Source organism: Streptomyces sp. ISL-43 (genome assembly GCF_018614195.1).
Classification (GTDB): Bacteria; Actinomycetota; Actinomycetes; order Streptomycetales; family Streptomycetaceae; genus Streptomyces.
Genome location: NZ_JAGGOT010000023.1, coordinates 180,819 through 199,448 on the forward strand (window position 1 = coordinate 180,819; position 18,630 = coordinate 199,448).

18 protein-coding genes and 1 pseudogene are annotated in these 18,630 nt (G+C 71.5%); 9 read left to right on the forward strand and 10 right to left on the reverse strand.

Annotation, left to right across the window (positions count from 1 at the left end):
• Window positions 1–38: 38 nt before the first annotated feature.
• Together J7F03_RS13930 and J7F03_RS13935 are read left to right on the forward strand one after the other, a co-directional pair.
• The gene (locus J7F03_RS13930) at window positions 39–875 is read left to right on the forward strand and encodes a carbohydrate ABC transporter permease (RefSeq protein WP_251071905.1); all 837 of its coding nucleotides are present in this window, start codon (window positions 39–41) and stop codon (window positions 873–875) included.
• A 6-nt stretch (window positions 876–881) separates the two neighbouring features.
• Window positions 882–2,390 (forward strand): glycoside hydrolase family 3 protein, encoded by a 1,509-nt coding sequence (locus J7F03_RS13935; protein ID WP_214949320.1) that lies wholly within the window; start codon window positions 882–884, stop codon window positions 2,388–2,390.
• A gap of 145 nt (window positions 2,391–2,535) precedes the next feature.
• Here J7F03_RS13935 and nagB read toward each other — a convergent pair whose 3' ends face one another.
• Window positions 2,536–3,321, reverse strand: a complete 786-nt coding sequence (nagB, locus tag J7F03_RS13940; protein ID WP_214949321.1) for a glucosamine-6-phosphate deaminase — start codon at window positions 3,319–3,321, stop codon at window positions 2,536–2,538.
• Window positions 3,322–3,567: 246 nt separating this feature from the next.
• Here nagB and J7F03_RS13945 point away from each other — a divergent pair, with 246 nt between their 5' ends.
• Window positions 3,568–4,161, forward strand: coding sequence for a TetR/AcrR family transcriptional regulator (locus J7F03_RS13945; RefSeq protein ID WP_214949323.1), 594 nt, complete (start codon window positions 3,568–3,570; stop codon window positions 4,159–4,161).
• Window positions 4,162–4,557: 396 nt separating this feature from the next.
• Window positions 4,558–6,027 carry a sensor histidine kinase gene (locus J7F03_RS13950; protein ID WP_214949466.1) on the forward strand — a complete coding sequence of 490 codons (1,470 nt, stop codon included), beginning with the start codon at window positions 4,558–4,560 and terminating at the stop codon, window positions 6,025–6,027.
• A 170-nt stretch (window positions 6,028–6,197) separates the two neighbouring features.
• On the opposite strand, the gene J7F03_RS13955 is transcribed toward J7F03_RS13950, so the two are convergent.
• The gene (locus tag J7F03_RS13955; protein ID WP_004937597.1) at window positions 6,198–6,455 is read right to left on the reverse strand and encodes a WhiB family transcriptional regulator; all 258 of its coding nucleotides are present in this window, start codon (window positions 6,453–6,455) and stop codon (window positions 6,198–6,200) included.
• A gap of 332 nt (window positions 6,456–6,787) precedes the next feature.
• Window positions 6,788–7,753: a diacylglycerol kinase family protein gene (locus J7F03_RS13960; protein WP_214949325.1), complete on the reverse strand. Its 966-nt coding sequence runs from the start codon at window positions 7,751–7,753 to the stop codon at window positions 6,788–6,790.
• An 85-nt stretch (window positions 7,754–7,838) separates the two neighbouring features.
• Between J7F03_RS13960 and J7F03_RS13965 the strand changes: the two genes are divergently transcribed.
• Window positions 7,839–8,276, forward strand: a complete 438-nt coding sequence (locus J7F03_RS13965) for a hypothetical protein (RefSeq protein WP_214949327.1) — start codon at window positions 7,839–7,841, stop codon at window positions 8,274–8,276.
• Between the two features lie 29 nt (window positions 8,277–8,305).
• On the opposite strand, the gene J7F03_RS13970 is transcribed toward J7F03_RS13965, so the two are convergent.
• The 3 genes from J7F03_RS13970 to J7F03_RS13980 all read right to left on the reverse strand — a co-directional run bounded on the left by J7F03_RS13970 (window position 8,306) and on the right by J7F03_RS13980 (window position 10,255).
• Window positions 8,306–9,358: an RNA polymerase sigma factor SigF gene (locus tag J7F03_RS13970; RefSeq protein WP_214949329.1), complete on the reverse strand. Its 1,053-nt coding sequence runs from the start codon at window positions 9,356–9,358 to the stop codon at window positions 8,306–8,308.
• Window positions 9,355–9,768 (reverse strand): anti-sigma regulatory factor, encoded by a 414-nt coding sequence (locus J7F03_RS13975; protein ID WP_214949331.1) that lies wholly within the window; start codon window positions 9,766–9,768, stop codon window positions 9,355–9,357. The genes J7F03_RS13970 and J7F03_RS13975 overlap by 4 nt, the downstream gene beginning before the upstream one ends.
• A gap of 226 nt (window positions 9,769–9,994) precedes the next feature.
• Window positions 9,995–10,255, reverse strand: a complete 261-nt coding sequence (locus J7F03_RS13980) for a UBP-type zinc finger domain-containing protein (RefSeq protein WP_214949333.1) — start codon at window positions 10,253–10,255, stop codon at window positions 9,995–9,997.
• A gap of 64 nt (window positions 10,256–10,319) precedes the next feature.
• On the opposite strand from J7F03_RS13980, the gene J7F03_RS13985 reads away from it, so the two are divergent.
• On the forward strand, window positions 10,320–11,900 hold the full coding sequence (locus J7F03_RS13985; RefSeq protein ID WP_214949338.1) for a Na+/H+ antiporter: 1,581 nt from the start codon (window positions 10,320–10,322) through the stop codon (window positions 11,898–11,900).
• Window positions 11,901–11,921: 21 nt separating this feature from the next.
• On the opposite strand, the gene J7F03_RS13990 is transcribed toward J7F03_RS13985, so the two are convergent.
• From J7F03_RS13990 to J7F03_RS14005, 4 genes and pseudogenes are all read right to left on the reverse strand, one after another.
• Entirely contained in the window at window positions 11,922–12,812 is an 891-nt protein-coding gene (locus J7F03_RS13990; RefSeq protein ID WP_214949340.1) for a 1-aminocyclopropane-1-carboxylate deaminase/D-cysteine desulfhydrase, read from the reverse strand.
• A gap of 114 nt (window positions 12,813–12,926) precedes the next feature.
• Entirely contained in the window at window positions 12,927–13,517 is a 591-nt protein-coding gene (locus J7F03_RS13995) for an N-acetylmuramoyl-L-alanine amidase (protein ID WP_214949342.1), read from the reverse strand.
• Window positions 13,518–13,605: 88 nt separating this feature from the next.
• Window positions 13,606–14,530, reverse strand: a pseudogene (locus tag J7F03_RS14000) (globin domain-containing protein).
• Between the two features lie 167 nt (window positions 14,531–14,697).
• Window positions 14,698–15,150, reverse strand: coding sequence for an Rrf2 family transcriptional regulator (locus J7F03_RS14005; protein ID WP_214949345.1), 453 nt, complete (start codon window positions 15,148–15,150; stop codon window positions 14,698–14,700).
• Between the two features lie 226 nt (window positions 15,151–15,376).
• Here J7F03_RS14005 and J7F03_RS14010 point away from each other — a divergent pair, with 226 nt between their 5' ends.
• The 3 genes from J7F03_RS14010 to J7F03_RS14020 all read left to right on the forward strand — a co-directional run bounded on the left by J7F03_RS14010 (window position 15,377) and on the right by J7F03_RS14020 (window position 18,623).
• Window positions 15,377–16,783 (forward strand): family 2B encapsulin nanocompartment shell protein, encoded by a 1,407-nt coding sequence (locus J7F03_RS14010; protein ID WP_214949348.1) that lies wholly within the window; start codon window positions 15,377–15,379, stop codon window positions 16,781–16,783.
• Between the two features lie 46 nt (window positions 16,784–16,829).
• On the forward strand, window positions 16,830–17,876 hold the full coding sequence (locus J7F03_RS14015) for a family 2 encapsulin nanocompartment cargo protein polyprenyl transferase (RefSeq protein ID WP_214949350.1): 1,047 nt from the start codon (window positions 16,830–16,832) through the stop codon (window positions 17,874–17,876).
• A 159-nt stretch (window positions 17,877–18,035) separates the two neighbouring features.
• Entirely contained in the window at window positions 18,036–18,623 is a 588-nt protein-coding gene (locus tag J7F03_RS14020) for a GNAT family N-acetyltransferase (protein ID WP_214949352.1), read from the forward strand.
• Window positions 18,624–18,630 lie beyond the last annotated feature (7 nt).

Genomic DNA, 18,630 nt, shown 5'->3' on the forward strand with positions numbered 1-18,630 from the left:
AGCCCGCGCCGTCCGCGCCGTCCGCGAAGCCCCAGCAGCTGCGCAACCGCCGGCCGATCCGCCCCGCTGCGGTCGTCAAGAACGCAGGCGCCCTGCTGCTGGCCGTCCTCTTCGTCTTCCCCGTCTACTGGATGTTCTCCTCGGCGCTCAAGCCGTCCAGCGAGATCCTCTCCAAGGACCCCGTCTTCGTCTTCACCCCGACGACGGACAACTTCACCAAGGCCACCGGCGTCGACCTGTTCTGGACCTACGTCACGAACAGCTTCATCGTCACCGTCGGAGCCGTCGGGCTCGCCCTGATCGTCGCCCTCGCCGCGAGCTTCGCCATCGCCCGCATGAAGTTCAAGGGCCGCAAGGGCCTCGTGCTCGGCGTGATGATGGCCCAGATGGCCCCCTGGGAGGTCATGGTCATCGCGATGTACATGATCGCCCGTGACTCCGAGATGCTGAACAGCCTCCCGCTGCTCACCGCGATCTACTTCGTGATGGTCCTGCCCTTCACCATCTGGACCCTGCGCGGCTTCATCGCCGCCGTCCCGGTGACCCTGGAGGAAGCCGCCCAGATCGACGGCTGCACCCGCGGCCAGGCCTTCCGCAAGGTGATCTTCCCGCTGCTGGCCCCCGGCCTGATGTCCACCTCGCTCTTCGGCTTCATCACGGCCTGGAACGAGTTCGCGATGGTCCTGATCCTGAACAAGGACAAGACCGCGCAGACCCTGCCGCTGTGGCTGACCCAGTTCCAGACGGCCTTCGGCAACGACTGGGGCGCCACCATGGCCGCGTCCTCGCTCTTCGCGGTCCCGGTGCTGCTCATCTTCGTCTTCCTCCAGCGCAAGGCCGTCGGCGGCATGACCGCCGGCGCCGTGAAGGGATAACGGCCCATGACTGTCCTTGCGCACCGCAGGACTGCGCCTGATTCGAATGACGGCTTGACCCGGGACGCGCTCGCGGTCCTCCAGCCCGGCTTCGAGGGCACCACCGCCCCCGCCTGGCTGCTGCGCCGGGTCTCCGAGGGCCTCACCGCCGTAGGCCTCTTCGGCCGCAACATCGCCTCGCCCGAGCAGCTCGCCGCGCTGACCGCGCAGCTGCGGGGCGAGCGGGACGACGTCCTCGTCGCCATCGACGAGGAGGGCGGCGACGTCACCCGCCTGGAGGTCCGGGGCGGCTCGTCCTTCCCCGGCAACCTGGCGCTCGGCGCCGTGGACGACGTCGACCTGACCCGCGACGTCGCCCGCGAGCTGGGCCGCCGCCTCGCCGAGTGCGGGGTCAACCTCAACTGGGCCCCGTCCGCCGACGTCAACTCCAACCCGGACAACCCGGTCATCGGCGTACGGTCCTTCGGCGCCGACACCCGGCTCACCGCCCGGCACACCGCCGCGTACGTCGAGGGCCTCCAGGCCGCCGGCGTCGCCGCCTGCACCAAGCACTTCCCCGGCCACGGCGACACCAACGTCGACTCGCACCACGCGTTGCCGCGCATCGACGTGGACCTCGACACCCTGGCCGCGCGCGAACTCGTACCGTTCCGGGCGGCCATCGAGGCCGGCACCAAGGCCGTCATGAGCGCGCACATCCTGGTGCCCGCCCTGGACCCGACCCGGCCGGCCACCCTCAGCCCGCAGATCCTCACCGGTCTGCTGCGCAAGGAGCTCGGCTACGACGGCCTCATCGTCACCGACGGCATGGAGATGAACGCCATCGCCGGGACGTACGGGATCGAGCGCGGATCGGTGCTGGCCATCGCGGCCGGCGCCGACGCCATCTGCGTCGGCGGCGGGCTCGCCGACGAGGACACCGTGCTGCGGCTGCGCGACGCGCTGGTCGCGGCCGTGCGCGAGGGCGCACTGCCCGAGGAGCGGCTCGCCGAGGCCGCCGCCCGGGTCCGCTCGCTGGCCGAGTGGACCCGTCAGGTCCGTCAGGGCGCGCGGTCGGAGGGGAGCAGCGCGCCCGGCATCGGACTGGCGGCGGCCCGCCGCGCCGTGGTCGTGACGGGTTCGCCCGCCGCGGCCGCCCCGGTCAACGCGCCGTACGTCGCGACGCTCACCCCGGTCGCCAACATCGCGGTCGGCGACGAGACCCCGTGGGGGGTGGCCGGGGAACTGGCCGCGCTGATCCCGGGTACCGAGTCGGGCGTGTACCCGCAGGGTTCGGCCGCTTCCGGCATCCTGGCCGCGGCGGGGAGCCGTACCGTCGTCGCGGTGGTGCGCGACGCGCACCGCCACCCGTGGATGACGGAGGCCCTGGACGCGCTGGTCGCGGCGCGGCCGCAGACGATCGTGGTCGAGATGGGCCTGCCGCGGGCCGAGCCGCGCGGCGCGCTGCACATCGCCACGCACGGCGCCGCCCGGGTGTGCGGGCGGGCGGCCGCGGAGATCATCGCGGGCGTCTAGCCGCCGCAAGGACCGGAGCCGGGCACCCGTCACGGGGGTGTCCGGCTCCGCCGCGTCCGCTCCGCCCGTGTGCGGGTACACGGCGAAGGCCGGGCTTCCCCCAGGGGAAACCCGGCCTTCGCCGTACTCGCGGGCGCCTGCGCGCTTACAGGCCCTGCCAGGCGGGCTTGTTGGCGTACGTGTGGCGGAAGTAGTCCGCCAGCTTCAGCTTGGACGCGGCGGCCTCGTCCACGACGACCGTGGCGTGGCGGTGCAGCTGGAGCGCGGAGGCCGGTACGAGGGCGGACAGCGGACCCTCGACGGTCTGCGCGACGGCCTCGGCCTTGCCCTCGCCGGTGGCCAGCAGGACCAGGTGGCGGGCGTCGAGGATCGTGCCGATGCCCTGGGTGATGACGTGGTGGGGCACCTGCTCCATGTCGTTGTCGAAGAAGCGCGCGTTGTCGACGCGGGTCTGCTCCGTCAGCGTCTTGATGCGGGTGCGGGAGGCGAGCGAGGAGCAGGGCTCGTTGAAGCCGATGTGCCCGTCGGTGCCGATGCCGAGCAGCTGGAGGTCGACGCCGCCGGCGGCGGCGAGGGCCTGGTCGTACGCGTCGCACGCGGCGACGATGTCGGCGGCGCTGCCGTCGGGGCCCATGAAGGAGGCCTCGGACAGGCCCAGCGGCTCGACGACCTCGCGCAGGACGACGGCGCGGTAGGACTCGGGGTGCCCGGCCGGCAGGCCGACGTACTCGTCGAGCTGGCAGATGCGGGCCTTCGAGGCGTCGACCTTGCCGGCCTTGACCTGGGCGGCGAGGGCCTCGTAGATGGGCAGCGGGGTAGAGCCGGTCGCCACCCCGAGCAGGGCGTCGGGCTTGCGCCGGACCAGGGCGGCCATGGCCTCCGCGATGAGCTCGCCGCCTGCCTTGGCGTCCGGGACGATGACAACTTCCACGCGGGGCCTGCCGATCTGGAGTGTGACGTTGTGGTATAGACCAATCTAGCAGAGGCGGCCGCCCGTTGTCGGGCTTTCGCCACTGTCCATCGTGGTCCGGATCGGCCGTCGAGGCCTCCCGGGGCCCGGCCGCCGGCGGAGCCTTTCCCTCCCCTCGGGCCCGCCCACGGCGCCCCCCTTTCGGTAGCGGTCGCCAGGGAAGGGGACCGTGCCGGATTCCATAGTGACCGCTATAGAATGTGCCGCATGGTGACCGGACAGCGCGGCAGGCCCCGCTCCTTCGACCGCGACGCGGCCCTCGGCAAGGCGATGTTCGCTTTCTGGGAGCGCGGCTACGAGGCGACGTCGATCTCCGATCTCACCGCCGCGTGCGGGATCGGCGCGCCGAGCCTCTACGCCGCCTTCGGCGACAAGCGCAAGCTCTTCGACGAGGCCGTGGAGGCCTACGGCGGCCGGTACGGGGACTTCGGGGCCGTCGCGCTCGCCGAGGAGCCCACAGCCCGCGCGGCCGTGGGGCGCATGCTGCGCGAGGCGGCCGCGGTCTACACGGACCCGGCCCACCCGCGGGGCTGCATGGTGATCAGCGCGGCCGTCAACACCACCTCGGACGAGGTCGCGGAGGCGCTGCGCGAGCGGCGCGAGGCCAACTTGAAGACGTTCGAGCGCCGGATCGGGGCCGATGTGGCCGCGGGCGTCCTGCCGGCCGGTACGGACGCGCGGGCGCTGGCCCGCTTCGCCGGGGCCGTGCTGCAGGGGATGTCCCAGCAGTCGCGCGACGGCGCGAGCCGCGAGGAGCTGGAAGCGGTTGCGGAGACGGCCCTGCGGGCCTGGCCGCGATAGCGGCGGCGCGGGATGGTGCGGGACCCGGGAGCGGCACGGGATCCGGCGCGGAATTCCTCTGGGCCACGGTGCCGAACGGGACCCTCGGCCCGCCCGGCACCGTAGCCCGGAGTACTTACGGCCGACGGGTGTGCGGTGCCCGACAGCCGGTGGGAGGAGTCCGCGCGGTCAGGGCAGAGCGCGCTGCTTACCTCGATCCGTCCTCCTGTGCGGGGAGGGCGGAAGTCTGATGCAATTGTGGACTAGACCAATCTGTTCTGTCCATCCAATGCCGGGGCCCACGTTCCCGTCACTTCCTCCAAGCCTACGCGGAACCGGGCTCTTGTGGATACTCCGCGGTATCGCGCTGAGGAAAGTCATGGCCCATACCCGGGGTACGCTCGCCACGTGCCCTCCATGAACGACCTCGTACGCCAGCACACCGCTCTCAGTGAAACCGAGCTGGAGTGGCTGCACCTGCTGGTCTCGGAGTGGCAGCTGCTCTCCGACCTCTCCTTCGCCGACCTCGTGCTGTGGGTGCCCACCCTCGACGGCACCCGGTACGTCTCGGTCGCGCAGATGCGCCCCAACACCGGCCCCACCTCGTACCAGGACGACATGGTCGGCCACCTGGTCCCGCGCGGCCGCCGTCCGCTGCTCGACGCCGCGCTCGACGAGGGCCGCATCGTGCGCGAGGGAGACCCGGAGTGGCGTGAGGAAGTGCCGGTCCGGGTCGAGTCGATCCCCGTGCGCCGCGAGGGCCGCGTACTCGGAGTGATCGCCCGCAACACCAATCTGCTCACCGTGCGTACACCCAGCCGGCTGGAGCTCACCTACCTCCAGTCCGCCTCCGACCTGGCCCAGATGATCGCCGCGGGCTCCTTCCCGTTCCCCGGGCAGCAGGTCGACATGGACGCCTCCCCGCGCGTCGGAGACGGCCTGATCAGGCTCGACGCCGAGGGCGTGGTGACCTACGCCTCCCCGAACGCGCTCTCCGCGTACCACCGGCTCGGCCTCGCCTCCGACCTGGTCGGCCAGCACCTGGGCAACATCACCTCCGAACTCGCCCCGTCCCGCGGTCCGGTGGACGAGGCGCTGGTCAAACTCGCCAGCGGCTGGGCCCCGCGGGAGACCGAGGCCGAGGGCAACGGCGGGGTCATCCAGCTGCGCGCGATCCCGCTCAAGCCCAAGGGGACCCGGATCGGCTCCCTGGTCCTGTGCCGCGACGTCACCGAACTGCGTCGTCGCGAACGTGAATTGATCACCAAGGACGCGACCATCCGGGAGATCCACCACCGGGTGAAGAACAACCTCCAGACCGTGGCCGCGCTCTTGCGCCTGCAGGCCCGCCGGATGGATTCGCCGCAGGGCCGCGAGGCGCTGAACGAGGCCGTCCGCCGGGTCGGTTCGATCGCGATCGTGCACGAGACGCTCTCTCAGAACCTGGACGAGCGGGTCGAGTTCGACGAGATCGCCGACCGCGTGATCGCGATGGTCGCCGAGATCTCCCCGGGCAAGGTCGACTGCCGGCGCACCGGCCGCTTCGGGATCCTGGACGCGGAGGTCGCCACTCCGCTGTCGATGGTGCTGACGGAGATCCTCCAGAACGCCCTGGAGCACGCCTTCACCCAGGGGGAGGGCGGCACCGTCGAGGTGTCCGCGGCCCGCTCGGGCACCGGCCGCGGCGATGCCCGGCTGCTGATCTCGGTGGTCGACGACGGCTGCGGTCTGCCCGCCGGATTCGACCCCCAGCGCGCCGGCAATCTCGGGCTGCAGATCGTACGGACCCTCGTGGAGGGCGAGCTCGGGGGCACCTTCGACATGGTCGCGGCCGAGCCGCGCGGTACCAAGGTGGTCCTCGACATACCGGCGAGCCCGCAGAAGTAGGCCGGGCGGGACCGGGAGGGGAGCACCGTCCCGGTCACTCACCGTGACGTACTGGGCCCCGGACAGCACTGAACCCCGTACCGAATGGTTTTCGGTACGGGGTTCGAGAGCACGTTGCTGAGCGCTTGACGGGGTACTACGCGCTGCGGCTCGAGGCTCGAAAGTCGATGTCAGGCGGTGGCGTTGCGCGCCCGATTGCGAGCGGCGCGGCGCTTCATCGCGCGGCGCTCGTCCTCGCTGAGACCGCCCCAGACACCGGAGTCCTGACCGGACTCGAGCGCCCACTGCAGGCACTGCTCCATGACGGGGCAACGGCGGCAGACGGCCTTGGCTTCCTCGATCTGCAGCAGCGCAGGACCGGTGTTGCCGATGGGGAAGAAGAGTTCCGGGTCTTCCTCGCGGCAAACGGCGTTGTGACGCCAGTCCATGGCTGCTCCATCTCCTTGTATTGCGGGCAGGTTGCTTGTGAATGTGAACGCTTTCACGAATCCCTTCGCGAGGGAAGGGAGACCACCCAGTTTGGTGAAAAGCTCGCCCTGGGAGGCCGGAGATTCGTGGAGGGGTTCTGGCGGTCTGTGTGGGTGCCGGGTTCTGCGGGCTGTCCCGATCGCCATGTAGAGATTCGCAAACCTCGGACGGGGATACAACCCCTTCCGGAAAGTTTTTTTTGATTCGTCGGTGTCTAGTAGGTCACAGCCCTACTTCGTGAGGGTGGACCGGCGTGTAAACGTTCGAGTGAAAGGCCTTTGGGCTCTTCCGCTCACACAATCACACGCAGTGCACGACGTACGCCTGTGAACCGAACGCTGGTGCGCAGGCCGAGGTGGTCTCCGTCCATCTGGAACGGAAGCGGAACCTTCGAATGCAAGGTGAAGTCCGTCAGATCGTGCAGAGACACCGCATGCTTGCCGTGCGGGCCGCGCTCAGGAGTCGAGGTCAGGAGCTGTGTCGCGTAGCGCGCGACCGCCGGAGTTGACAAACGATCGAGCGCCAATACGTCAAGTGCGGTATCGAACGACGCCTCCGGGGAGGCGTAAAGCGGGCGATTGCCCAGATACGTCCACGGTGAGGTGTTGCACACTATCGACAGCACCAGGTCCGTCACCGGATCCGCGCCGGGGCGCTCCAGCGTGACCGTACCGTGCCTCCGGTTGGGCTCCTCCCAGAACTGGCGCATGAGCTGTCGTACATACAGGGCGTGCGTCGAACGCTTACCCCGTTCGCGCTGTTGTTCGACCCGGCCCACCACGCCCGCGTCGAAGCCGAAGCCCGCGCAGAAGGTGAACCAGCGCGCCGGCACCGACTCGTCCTCGGTACCCGGGGTACCGGCCGCCAGCCCCAGGCCCACCGTCCGCTCGCGCCGCTCCCGCAGCGCGTCCAGCAGGGCGCCGGTCGCCTCGACCGCGTCGTTGGGCAGGCCGAGCGCGCGGGCGAAGACATTGGTGGAGCCGCCGGGAACCACCGCGAGGCCGGGCAGCCGCTCCGGATCGGGGCCTTCGTGCAGGAGTCCGTTGACCACTTCGTTGACGGTGCCGTCACCGCCCAGCGCCACCACCAGGTCGATACCGGTCTCGGCCGCCCTGCGTCCCAGGTCCCGGGCGTGGCCGCGGTACTCGGTGGTGACGGCCTCCAGCTTCATCTCGCTGGCCAGCGCATGGGTCAGGACATCGCGCGTGCGCGCACTGGTGGTCGTCGCTGCTGGGTTGGCCACGAGAAGTGCACGCATGGGCGCCAGCCTACCGACCCGTTCGGACGCGGCCCATACTGGCCGTCCCCTCCGGCGTCGCGCGGCCCGCGGCTACCCTGCTGGGGTGAGTACGAAGCCCAGCCCCACCACGCCCGCCGTCCCCACCGCGCTGCCCCGCCGGCTGACCGCGGCCGCCGCGCTCACCGCGCTGGAGGGACTGGCCCTGGCCGGCCTCGGCGTCTACATGCTCTACGTCGGCATCGCCGGCGACCCCGACTCCCCGCAGCAGGCCGAGACGGGCGGGATCACCCTGCTCCTGATCGCCGCGCTGCCGCTGGTCGCGGCGCGCGGACTGCGCCTGGGCCGCCGCTGGAGCCGCGGCCCGACGCTGATCACCCAGCTGCTCGCCCTCCCGGTGGCCTGGACGCTGTGGAGCTCCGGCGGCGCGATGACCGCCGCCGCCGCGGCCCTGGCCCTGGCCGCGGTGGCCGTCGTAGGACTCCTGCTGAATCCGACGGCCACCGAGGCGCTGGGCTTCGACTCCGGTGAAGAGGCCGGCTAGCCCGTACGCCTGACCGGGCGCCGCGGGGGCTACTCCTCGACGAGGAGCTTCTCGCGGAGCTGGGCCAGGGTGCGGGCCAGCAGACGGGAGACGTGCATCTGGGAGATGCCGACCTCCTGCGCGATCTGCGACTGGGTCATGTTGCCGAAGAACCGCAGCAGCAGGATCCGCTTCTCCCTCGGCGGCAGTCCCTCCAGCAGCGGCTTGAGGGACTCGCGGTATTCGACGCCCTCCAGCGCCTCGTCCTCCGAGCCCAGGGTGTCCGCGACCGCCGGCGACTCGTCGTCGGTGTCCGGGACGTCCAGTGAGAGCGTGCTGTAGGCATTGGCCGATTCCAGGCCTTCCAGCACCTCTTCCTCGGAGATCCCCAGCCGCTCGGCCAGCTCGTGCACCGTGGGGGAGCGGCCGTGCTGCTGGGACAGTTCCGCCGTCGCCGTGGTCAGCGAGAGCCGCAGCTCCTGCAGGCGCCTGGGGACCCGTACGGCCCAGCCCTTGTCGCGGAAGTGGCGCTTGATCTCGCCGACCACCGTGGGCGTGGCGTACGTGGAGAACTCGACCCCGCGGTCCGGGTCGAACCGGTCCACCGACTTGATCAGCCCGATGGTGGCGACCTGGGTCAGGTCGTCCAGCGGCTCGCCGCGGTTGCGGAAGCGCCGCGCCAGGTGTTCGACCAGCGGCAGGTGCATCCGTACGAGACGGTTGCGCAGCTCGGCCTTCTCCGGCGAGCCGTCGGGCAGGGCCCGCAGCTCGATGAACAGGGCCCGCGCGCCACTGCGGTCGCGCGGATCCGGCAGTGGCGCCGGCGCGGTGAACACCGGGGCCGCGGGGGCCCCCGGTGTGTCCGAGGCCGGGGCCGGCGGGGCCGTGGCAGCGGCCCCCGGTGGCTGGACCGGCAGTGGTTGGTCGTGCTGGTTCTCGCTCACAGGGCCCGCCCGTCGCTCCGCCGAGTCCAAAAAGCCGTCTTCCGCATCCGTGTCAGCCGGGTGCGGCCGGGCGTGCTGCTGCTCCGGAATGCCGCCGTCGACCTCGTGTCGTACCCGGGGCCGATCCCCGCCCCACACCGGGACCTCCCCGCCGCTCACGCCGGGCCTGGTCCCGCGCCGCGCTGTTTGTAGAGGCTGATGCTCACCGTCTTGTTCTCCTCGACCGTCGCCTCGACCTTCCCGGCCAATGCCGAGAGGACCGTCCACGCGAACGTGTCGCGCTCCGGGGCCCGGCCGTCGGTGGTCGGGGCGGAGACGGTCACCTCCAGCGAATCGTCCACCAGCCGGAAGACGCAGCTGAGGACGGAGCCGGGCACGGCCTGCTGGAGCAGGATCGCGCAGGCCTCGTCCACCGCGATGCGGAGGTCCTCGATCTCGTCGAGGGTGAAGTCCAAACGTGCCGCGAGGCCGGCCGTGGCCGTCCGCAGCACAGACAGGTAGGCACCCGCAGCGGGCAGCCGGACTTCCACGAAGTCCTGGGTCCCGGGCTCGCCTGCGATCTGGGACACCCTCACCTCCAAGGTGGTACGAGCTCTGTTCGCCGGTGACGCTATCGCGATCCGGGCGATCGTGTCGCGGCCCCCCTGCTGGAGAGCGCGAGGCCCCGTCGAACATAGCTGGCCGAGCGGCCGTGCCTGCGACCAGTGACTGATGGTAAGCCCATCAGTACGCACAGTGGCTAGGGGTCTGCGGGCCCAAATCAGGGGAACCGGCGGAGGGTTGACCTACCCCGCTTCAGACGATCGAACCGTCGACAAAACACCATCGCCAGGTCTCACCCGGTTCGAAGCTGCGCATCACCGGGTGGCCGGTCTCCTGGTGGTGCGCCGAGGCGTGCCGGTGGGGCGAGGAATCGCAGCAGGCGACGTGCCCGCACCCCAGGCACATCCGCAGCTGTACGGGATGACTGCCGAGCGCCAGACATTCGGTGCAGGTCTGGGCAAGCGGGATCGGCTCGGGGCGCGGCAGTTCGGGAACGTGGGTGCACTCGCTCATGATGGCCAGCGTACTGAGGCGCGGGCGCGCGAGGGCGATTCGAATCAAACGAGGGTGATCTTCGATGGAGGTATTGCCGCTGGTGGCGCTGGTCGCGGGCTGTGCGATCGTCGCGGGCCTCGCCCGCCGCACCCCGGTGCCTGCGCCGCTGCTGCTGGTCGCCGCCGGGCTCGTCGCGGCCTATGTGCCGGGCGTGCCCCCGTACGGCCTGGACCCGCACATCGTGCTGCCCCTGCTGCTCCCGCCGCTGCTGTACACGGCCGCGGTGGACAGCTCGTACCTGGACCTGCGGGCGAACATGCGGCCCGTGGCGCTGCTCTCGGTGGGGTACGTGCTCTTCGCGACGCTCGCCGTCGGATACGCGGCCTACCTGGTGGTACCGGGGCTGACGCTGCCGGTGGCGCTGGTGCTGGGCGCGGTCATCGCGCCGCCCGACGCGGTCGCGGCGACGGCCATCGCGCGCAAGCTCGGGCTGCCGAACCGGATCACGACCATCCTGCAGGGTGAGTCCCTGGTCAACGACGCCACCGCGATCACCGCGTACAAGGTCGCGCTGGCGGCGGCGGTCGGGACGAGCACCGGCTGGACGGGCGGGATCGCGGAGTTCCTGCTGGCCTCGGTGGGCGGGGTCGGAATGGGCCTGCTGCTGATGGTGCCCATCCACGTCCTGCGCAAGCGGCTGCGCGAGCCCCTGCTGCAGAACACGCTGTCGCTGCTGATCCCGTTCGTGGCCTACGCGGCCGCCGAGCGGGTGCACGCCTCGGGAGTCCTGGCGGTCGTGGTGGTCGCGCTGTACCTCGGGCACCGGAACTGGCAGGTCGACTTCGCGACCCGGCTCCAGGAGGAGGCGGTGTGGAAGATGGTCGCCTTCGTACTGGAGTCGGTGGTCTTCGCGCTGATCGGACTCCAGCTGCCGGTGGTGCTGAAGGGGCTGGGCGCGTACGAGGGCGTGGCCGCGGCCGGCTACGCGCTGGCGGTCTTCGCGGTCGTCGTGGCGGCCCGCTTCGCGTGGGTCTTCCCCGCGACGTTCCTGCCGAGGCGGCTCTCGCGGCGGATCCGGGAGCGGGAACCGGGGACGAACTGGAAGGCGCCGGTCATCGTCGGATGGGCCGGGATGCGGGGCGTGGTCTCGCTGGCGATCGCCTTCTCCGTGCCGATGAACGTGCCGCACCGCAACCTGATCCTGTTCCTGACGTTCACGACGGTCATCGGCACTCTGGTCGTCCAGGGCCTGACGCTCCCCCCGCTGATCCGCCTGCTGCGCCTGCCCGCCCGGGACGCGCACGCCGAGACCCTGGCGGAGGCGCAGGCCCAGAGCGAGGCCTCGCGGGCGGCGGACGAACGCCTGACGGAGCTGCTGGCCTCACCGGCGAACGCCCTCCCGCCGCCGCTGGCGGACCGGCTGCGGACGGTACTGGAGCGCCGGCGCAACGCGGTGTGGGAGCGGCTGGGGGAGGTCAACGCGGTGACCGGCGAGTCGGCGGACGAGGTGTACCGCCGGCTCGCGGGAGAGATGATCGCGGCGGAACGCGAGGTCTTCGTGTCCCTGCGCGACGCGCGCCGCATCGACGACGAGATGCTGCGGGCCCTGCTGCGCCGCCTCGACCTGGAGGAAGCGGCGGCCTACCGGGAGGAGTCGACCTAGCCGGGGCCCCGCGGGGCCGGCCTACGGGCGGCCCGTGACGACCGCCGTCAGGGTGGTGCCCCGGGGGAAGGCGCCGGCGCGGGCCAGGGCGAGCAGCGCCCAGAGGAGCTTCGCCACGTAGATCCGCTCCACCGGCAGGCCGTGACGGGACTCGAAGTCCGCCGCGAAGGCCTCCAGCGCGTCCGGGACACGGGCGTAGCCGCCGTGGGCGAAGCCCTCGGCGAGCGACCAGTCGCCCGCCGGACCGCCGAACGCCGCCGCCTGGAGGGAACGTATCTCCGCTTCCAGGAAACCGCCCCCGACCACGGGCACGCCCACCGCCCGCTGGCCCGCGGCCAGCCCCGCCGCCAGCCCGGCCAGCGTGCCCCCGGTACCGCAGGCCACCGCGACGACGTCGCACGCCCCCCGCAGCTCGTGCCCCAGCTCGGCGCAGCCCCGTACGGCGAGCGCGTTGCTGCCGCCCTCCGGGATGACGTAGGCGTCGCCCGCGCCGGCCTGCGCGGGCAGCCCCGACTTGTCCCGGTAGGCGGACCGCGTCACGAAGTGCAGCCGCATGCCGTCCGCCGCGCACCGGGCCAGCGAGTCGTTCAGGGGGAGCCCCGCGAGCTCGTCGCCCCGGACGATCCCGACCGTCTCCAGCCCCAGCAGCCGGCCTGCGGCGGCGGTGGCCCGCAGGTGGTTGGAGTAGGCCCCGCCGAAAGTCACGAGCCCCGTACGGCCATCCGCGACGGCGGCCCGCAGATTCGGCGCGAGCTTGCGCCACTTGTTGCCGGGCAGCTCGGGATGGACTAGATCGTCCCGTTTGAGCAGCAGCCGCACTCCGTGCCGCTCGAACCGCTCGTCGCCGGCCTCCCGCAGCGGAGAGGCCGGGCGAGGCCGCAGGATGAGATCAGGCTCGACTGGACGCTTCACACCCCCATTGTGTGCCGCCCCAGCCCCTGCCGTGCACGTCAGAGCCGTGATGCGCGGACGGCGCGGGGCCGGTCGGCACGTGCACGGACCCCCGCGCAGGGCCTGTCGCGGGTGTCATTTCAGGCGTTCCTCGATGCGGTCGCGCATCGAGGACATGGTGAAGCCCTTCGGGTCGATCTTGCCCGGCTGCCATTCGAGGTGGCCGATGACCGAGCGGGCCGACCAGGCGTGGGCGCGGCACAGGGCGGCCGACGCGCGGGCCATCGCGTCGAGTTGGGCGGGCGGCCAGGGGTCCTCGCCGTCGCCGAGGTTCTCGCACTCGAAGCCGTAGAAGTGCCGGTTGCCGTCGGTGTCCGCCTGGCGGTCCGGCGGGAGGCGCTTCTCCGCGATCACCGCCGCCAGGACGTCGGAGTCGCCCGCGCCGGCGTGGTTGGCGCGGCCGTGGCCCACGAGGTGGACCCGGCCGTCCTTGGTGATCACGCCGTGGCAGAGCGGGCCGGGGAGGGCCTCGTCGCCGTCGCGGCAGAGGCGGACGGTGTACGCGGTCCCGTGCGTGACGGTGTGATGGAGCATCACCCCGTGCACCGGGCCCCAGGCTCCCTTGTGGTTGCGGTTGTGAGTGCGCCAGCCGCCGACTTCGACGACGGTGAGGCCCTCGGCCCGCAGCGCGTGGATGAACCGGTCGGCGGACAGGGGTGCGGACATGGCCGCCTCCTTGACTGTGTGTGAGTGGACCGTCGCACACCGGTGTAGTGGAGGTAGTCATTCCGCCGCAAGGGCGCAAAAGCGCACGCTACGCCGAGGCGAGCCACAGGTCGGGGCCGAAGACCTCGTAGTTGATGTCCGCCGGCGCCACGCCCTTGGCGATCAGCTGCTCGCGCGCCGCCCGCATGAAGGGGAGCGGCCCGCACAGGTACGCCGTGGTGCCCGGGGCGACCGGGATGCCCTCCAGGTCGAGCCGGCCCTCGCGGTCGCCCGGCTCCGCCCCGGCCTCGTACCAGAAGTGCGCCTCGGTGTCCGGGAGCTCGTGGGTCAGGGCCCGGTGGTCCGTGCGCAGGGCGTGGTCGGCGGGGGAGCGGTCGGCGTGCAGGACCGTCACCGGGGCCGTGTGCGCGGCCGTCGGGCAGTTCGACCTGGACGGAGACGTACTGGCCGGGCTTGAAGCCGGGCGCGGGCGCGCCGTCGGCCGGGGTGAGGTGGAAGGTGGCGCAGTCCGCGGTCTCCTCGACCCGGGCGGCGACCGTCCAGGCGCGCCACACGTCGCCGGCGACGACCCGCTGCTCGGCGTAGAGGCGCTCCTCGATGGTGACCAGGGCGTTCGCCATCAGCCAGTAGACCTCGTCCCAGGCCTCGGCGGCCTCCGGGGTGACGGCCTCGCCGAGGATCTCGACGATGGCCTCGAAGAGGTGCTTGTGGACGACCGGGTACTGCTCGCGGGTGACGCCGAGCGAGGCGTGCTTGTGGGCTATGCGGTTCAGCATCACGTCGGGGCGGGTGTCCGGGTGCTCGACGAGATGAGTCGCGAAGGCGGCGATGGAGTCGGCGAGGGCCTGCTTCTGGAGGCCGGCGTTCTGGTTGCCGCGGTTGAAGAGGTCGCGGATCAGCTCGGGGTGGGCCGCGAAGAGCTTCCCGTAGAAGAGCTCCGTGATGTCGCCGATCGCCGCGCCGACGGCGGGCAGGGTGGCTCGTACGGTCGCGGTCGACTTCTCGGAAAGCATCGGTGGACTCCTCGCGTAGGGGTTTCGTGAATTGGCATATGAGATGCACATTTTTGGAAACAGGCATACAGAGGTCTGCCGCGGTGCGGACTTCTGTTCGAGGGTTCTGTCGGGTTCAGGCTAGGCGGGCCGGCCGCCGGCGCGAACCGGCCATCCGGCCCCCGTCATCAGGGCCTTCCGGCCCCCGGGGATCCGCCCGAAATGCCCAGCAGGAGCGGGCCGGTCGGTGCCGCGACCAGGTCGTTCACCGTCAGCGGGTCCAGCGAGGCGAAAAAGGCCTCCTGGGCCCGGCGCAGCGCTCCGCGCAGCACGCAGGCGCCGCGCAGCGGGCACGGGGCGGCGCCGTCGCAGTCCACGACGTCGCCGGCGCCCTCCAGTTCGCGGATCACCGCGCCCACCGACGCGGCGCGCCCGGCGGAGGTCAGGGTGAGCCCGCCACCGCGCCCGCGCCGGGCCTCGATCAGGCCGAGATGCTGCAGCTTGGCGACCACTTTCGCGGTGTGGGTGTACGGGACCTCCATGGTCGCCGCCACGTCGCGCGTGGTGGGGAGGTCCGTCTCCTCGACGGCCAGGCGCATCAGTACGCGCAGCGCCAGGTCGGTGAATCGGGTCAGCCGCATGGGTCCACCGTAGAAAACTTGCATCCGAGCTGCAATTTCAAACGCACCGCTCGCCGGGGATGGCTGAAACGGGTGGGGTCAGGAGGGACTCCTGAGGAGTAGTTGAACCCGAGAGGGTGCCCAGCCACGGACGGAGTAGTCCCACCCTTTTGTGTAATGGTCCCACCACGGACCGTACTGAAACGCTCGACCCGCAGATCCATGGAGTGATCGAAGGGGAAACAAGATGTCGGTCCAGGCAGGTTCCGAATCCGAGACCCAGGCACCGCAACGCAGTCTGGGTACATCGGCCGCGCGGAACTTGGCAACCACGACCAAGTCCGCGCCGCAGATGCAGGAGATCACCTCGCGGTGGCTCCTGAAGATGCTCCCGTGGGTGTCCGTGCAGGGCGGCACGTACCGGGTCAACCGGCGGCTGAGCTACTCGGTCGGCGACGGGCGCGTGGAATTCATCAAGACCGGCACGCAGGTGCAGGTGATCCCTGCGGAACTCGGCGAGCTCCCGCTCCTGCGCGACTACGACGACCTCGACGTCCTGACCGAACTGGCCGCGCGCTGCCACCAGATCGACTTCGAGACGGGCCAGGAGCTCACCTCCTTCGGCAGCCCGTCCGACAAGGTCTTCCTGCTCGCCCACGGCCGCGTCGACCAGATCGGCACCGGCCCCTACGGTGACGACGCCGTCCTGCAGACCGTCGCCGACGGCGCCTACTTCGGCGAGGACTCCCTCGTCGACGAAGAGGCCGTCTGGGAGTACACCGCCCGCGCCGCCACCGCCGGCACCGCGCTCGTCCTGACCCGCCAGGACTTCCGGATCCTCGCCGACCGGGTCGATTCGCTGCGGGCGCACGTGGACGCCGTACGGGACCTGCCCGAGCAGCGCACCAACAAGTACGGCGAGGCCGCCATCGACCTCTCCGCCGGCCACCAGGGCGAGGCCGTCCTGCCCGGCACCTTCGTGGACTACGAGGCCCGCCCGCGCGAGTATGAACTCTCCATTGCACAAACGGTCCTGCGGGTCCACACCCGCGTCGCCGACCTGTACAACCAGCCGATGAACCAGACCGAGCAGCAGTTGCGGCTCACGGTCGAGGCGCTGCGCGAGCGCCAGGAGCACGAGATGCTCAACAACCGCGACTTCGGCCTCCTGCACAACGCCGACTACGACCAGCGCATCCAGCCCCACGACGGCGCGCCCAGCCCCGACGACATGGACCAGCTGCTCAGCATGCGGCGCGGCTCCAAGTTCTTCCTCGCCCACCCCAAGGCCATCGCCGCCTTCGGCCGCGAGTGCAACAAGCGCGGTCTGTATCCGGAGTCGGTCGAGATCGGCGGGCACCGCGTGCCGTCCTGGCGCGGGGTCCCGATGTTCCCGTCCAACAAGATCCCGATCAGCGACGCCCGTACGACGTCCATCCTCTGCATGCGCACGGGCGAGGACGAGTCGGGCGTGATCGGCCTGCACCAGCCGGGGATCCCGGACGAGATCGAGCCGAGCACCTCGGTGCGGTTCATGGGGATCAGCGAGCAGGCGATCATCTCCTACCTGGTCACCGCCTACTTCTCCGCCGCTGTGCTCGTACCCGACGCGCTCGGCGTCCTGGAGAACGTCGAGATCGCCCGCTGGCGCTGAGCCGGCCGGCAGCAGAGCAGCGGGGACAGGACGGGACGGACGGGCCATGTCGACCACTGAGGCGATCACCACCGGCGAGGGGCAGGAAGCCGACGCCCTGCTCCAACGAACAAGAGAAACGGTTAACCCGGAACTGCGCCGGACCGTCGAGGGCCTGCCCGGCTCGATGCGGCGCGTGGCGATGTACCACTTCGGATGGGAGCACGAGGACGGCACCCCGGCCGCGGGCAGCGCCGGCAAGGCCATCCGGCCCGCCCTGGTGCTCGCCGCCGCCCAGGCCCTGGGCCCGGGCGGCAGTGCCGGGGAGGCCGTACGGGCCGCGGTCGCCGTGGAGCTGGCGCACAACTTCACGCTGCTGCACGACGACGTCATCGACGGGGACGCCCGGCGGCGCGGCCGGGCCACGGCCTGGACGGTCTTCGGGATACCGGACGCGATCATCACGGGCGACGCCATGATGGCGCTCGCCCTGCGACTGCTCGCCGAGGACCCGCACCCGGCCTCGGCGGCGGCCTCGGCCCGGCTCGCGGCCTGCGTCATCGAGCTGTGCGCGGGCCAGCAGGCGGACTGCGCCTTCGAGCAGCGGCCGTACGTCTCGCTCGACGAGTGCCTGACCATGGCGACGGCCAAGACCGGGGCCCTGCTGGGCTGCGCGTGCGCGCTCGGCGCGCTGTACGCGGGGGCCGGCCCGGACGAGGTCGACGCCATGGACGCCTTCGGGCGGGAGGCCGGACTGGCCTTCCAGCTCATCGACGACCTGATCGGCATCTGGGGGGACCCGGGCCACACCGGCAAGCCCGCCGGAGCCGATCTGCTCGCGCGAAAGAAGTCCCTGCCGGTCGTGGCCGCCCTCACCTCGGGCACCGCGGCGGGGCGGGAGCTGGCCGACCTGTACGCGGGCCCCATGACCGGGGACGACGTACGCCGGGCGGCCGACGCGGTCGAGCGGGCCGGCGGGCGGGACTGGGCGCAGGCCCACGCCGCCGACCGGATGGGACGGGCGGTGCAGCAGCTGTCGCGGGGCGTCGCGGACCTCGGGGCGGCGGGCGGGCTGCTGGCGCTGGCGGAGTTCGTGACGCGGCGGACGAAGTGAGCGCGCAAGGCTTCACGGAGCGAGCGCGCAAGGCTCCCGAGGGGGACGCAAGCCCTGTTCCGGCACCTCATGGTGCCGGATCAGGGCTTTCGGTCGTTCTCCGGCCAACTCTAGGATCACTTGCGGTTGTTGATCGGTGAGCGAAGGGTGTGGCCAGGAATGCTGGAAATGCGTCGGGCGGATCAGTCGGACCGGGACGCGGTGGCGCGACTGCTGGACGAGGCGTTCCGTGACGACCCGGTGAGCGGCTGGGTGTTCCCGGACCCCGGGCACCGGGCCGCGGTGCACGGCAAGTTCCTCGGGGTCTTCGTCGACGTGGCACTGGCCGAGGGCCGGATCGACTACGCGGCGGACGGTTCGGCGGCGGCGCTGTGGCTGCGGATCCCGGCCGGCGAGCCGGAAGGCGAGGACGAGATCCCGGCGAAGATGCGCGCGGCGGCCGACCCGGACAACGAGCGGTGCGAGCTCGTCGGACGGCTGACGGGCGAGGTGCACCCGACCGCCGAGGAGCACGAGTACCTGCTGATGATCGCGGTCGCCCCGGGCCGGCAGGGGGAGGGGCTGGGCACGGAGCTGATCCGGCCGGTGCTGGAGCGGTGCGACCGCGAGGGGGTGCCGGCGTACCTGGAGGCGAGCAGCGAGCGCAGCAAGGGGCTGTACGAGCGGCTCGGCTGGGAGTTCACGGGCACGGCGGTGCGGCTGCCGGACGGGCCGCTGATGTGGCCGATGTGGCGCAAGCCGCAGTGACCCCCTT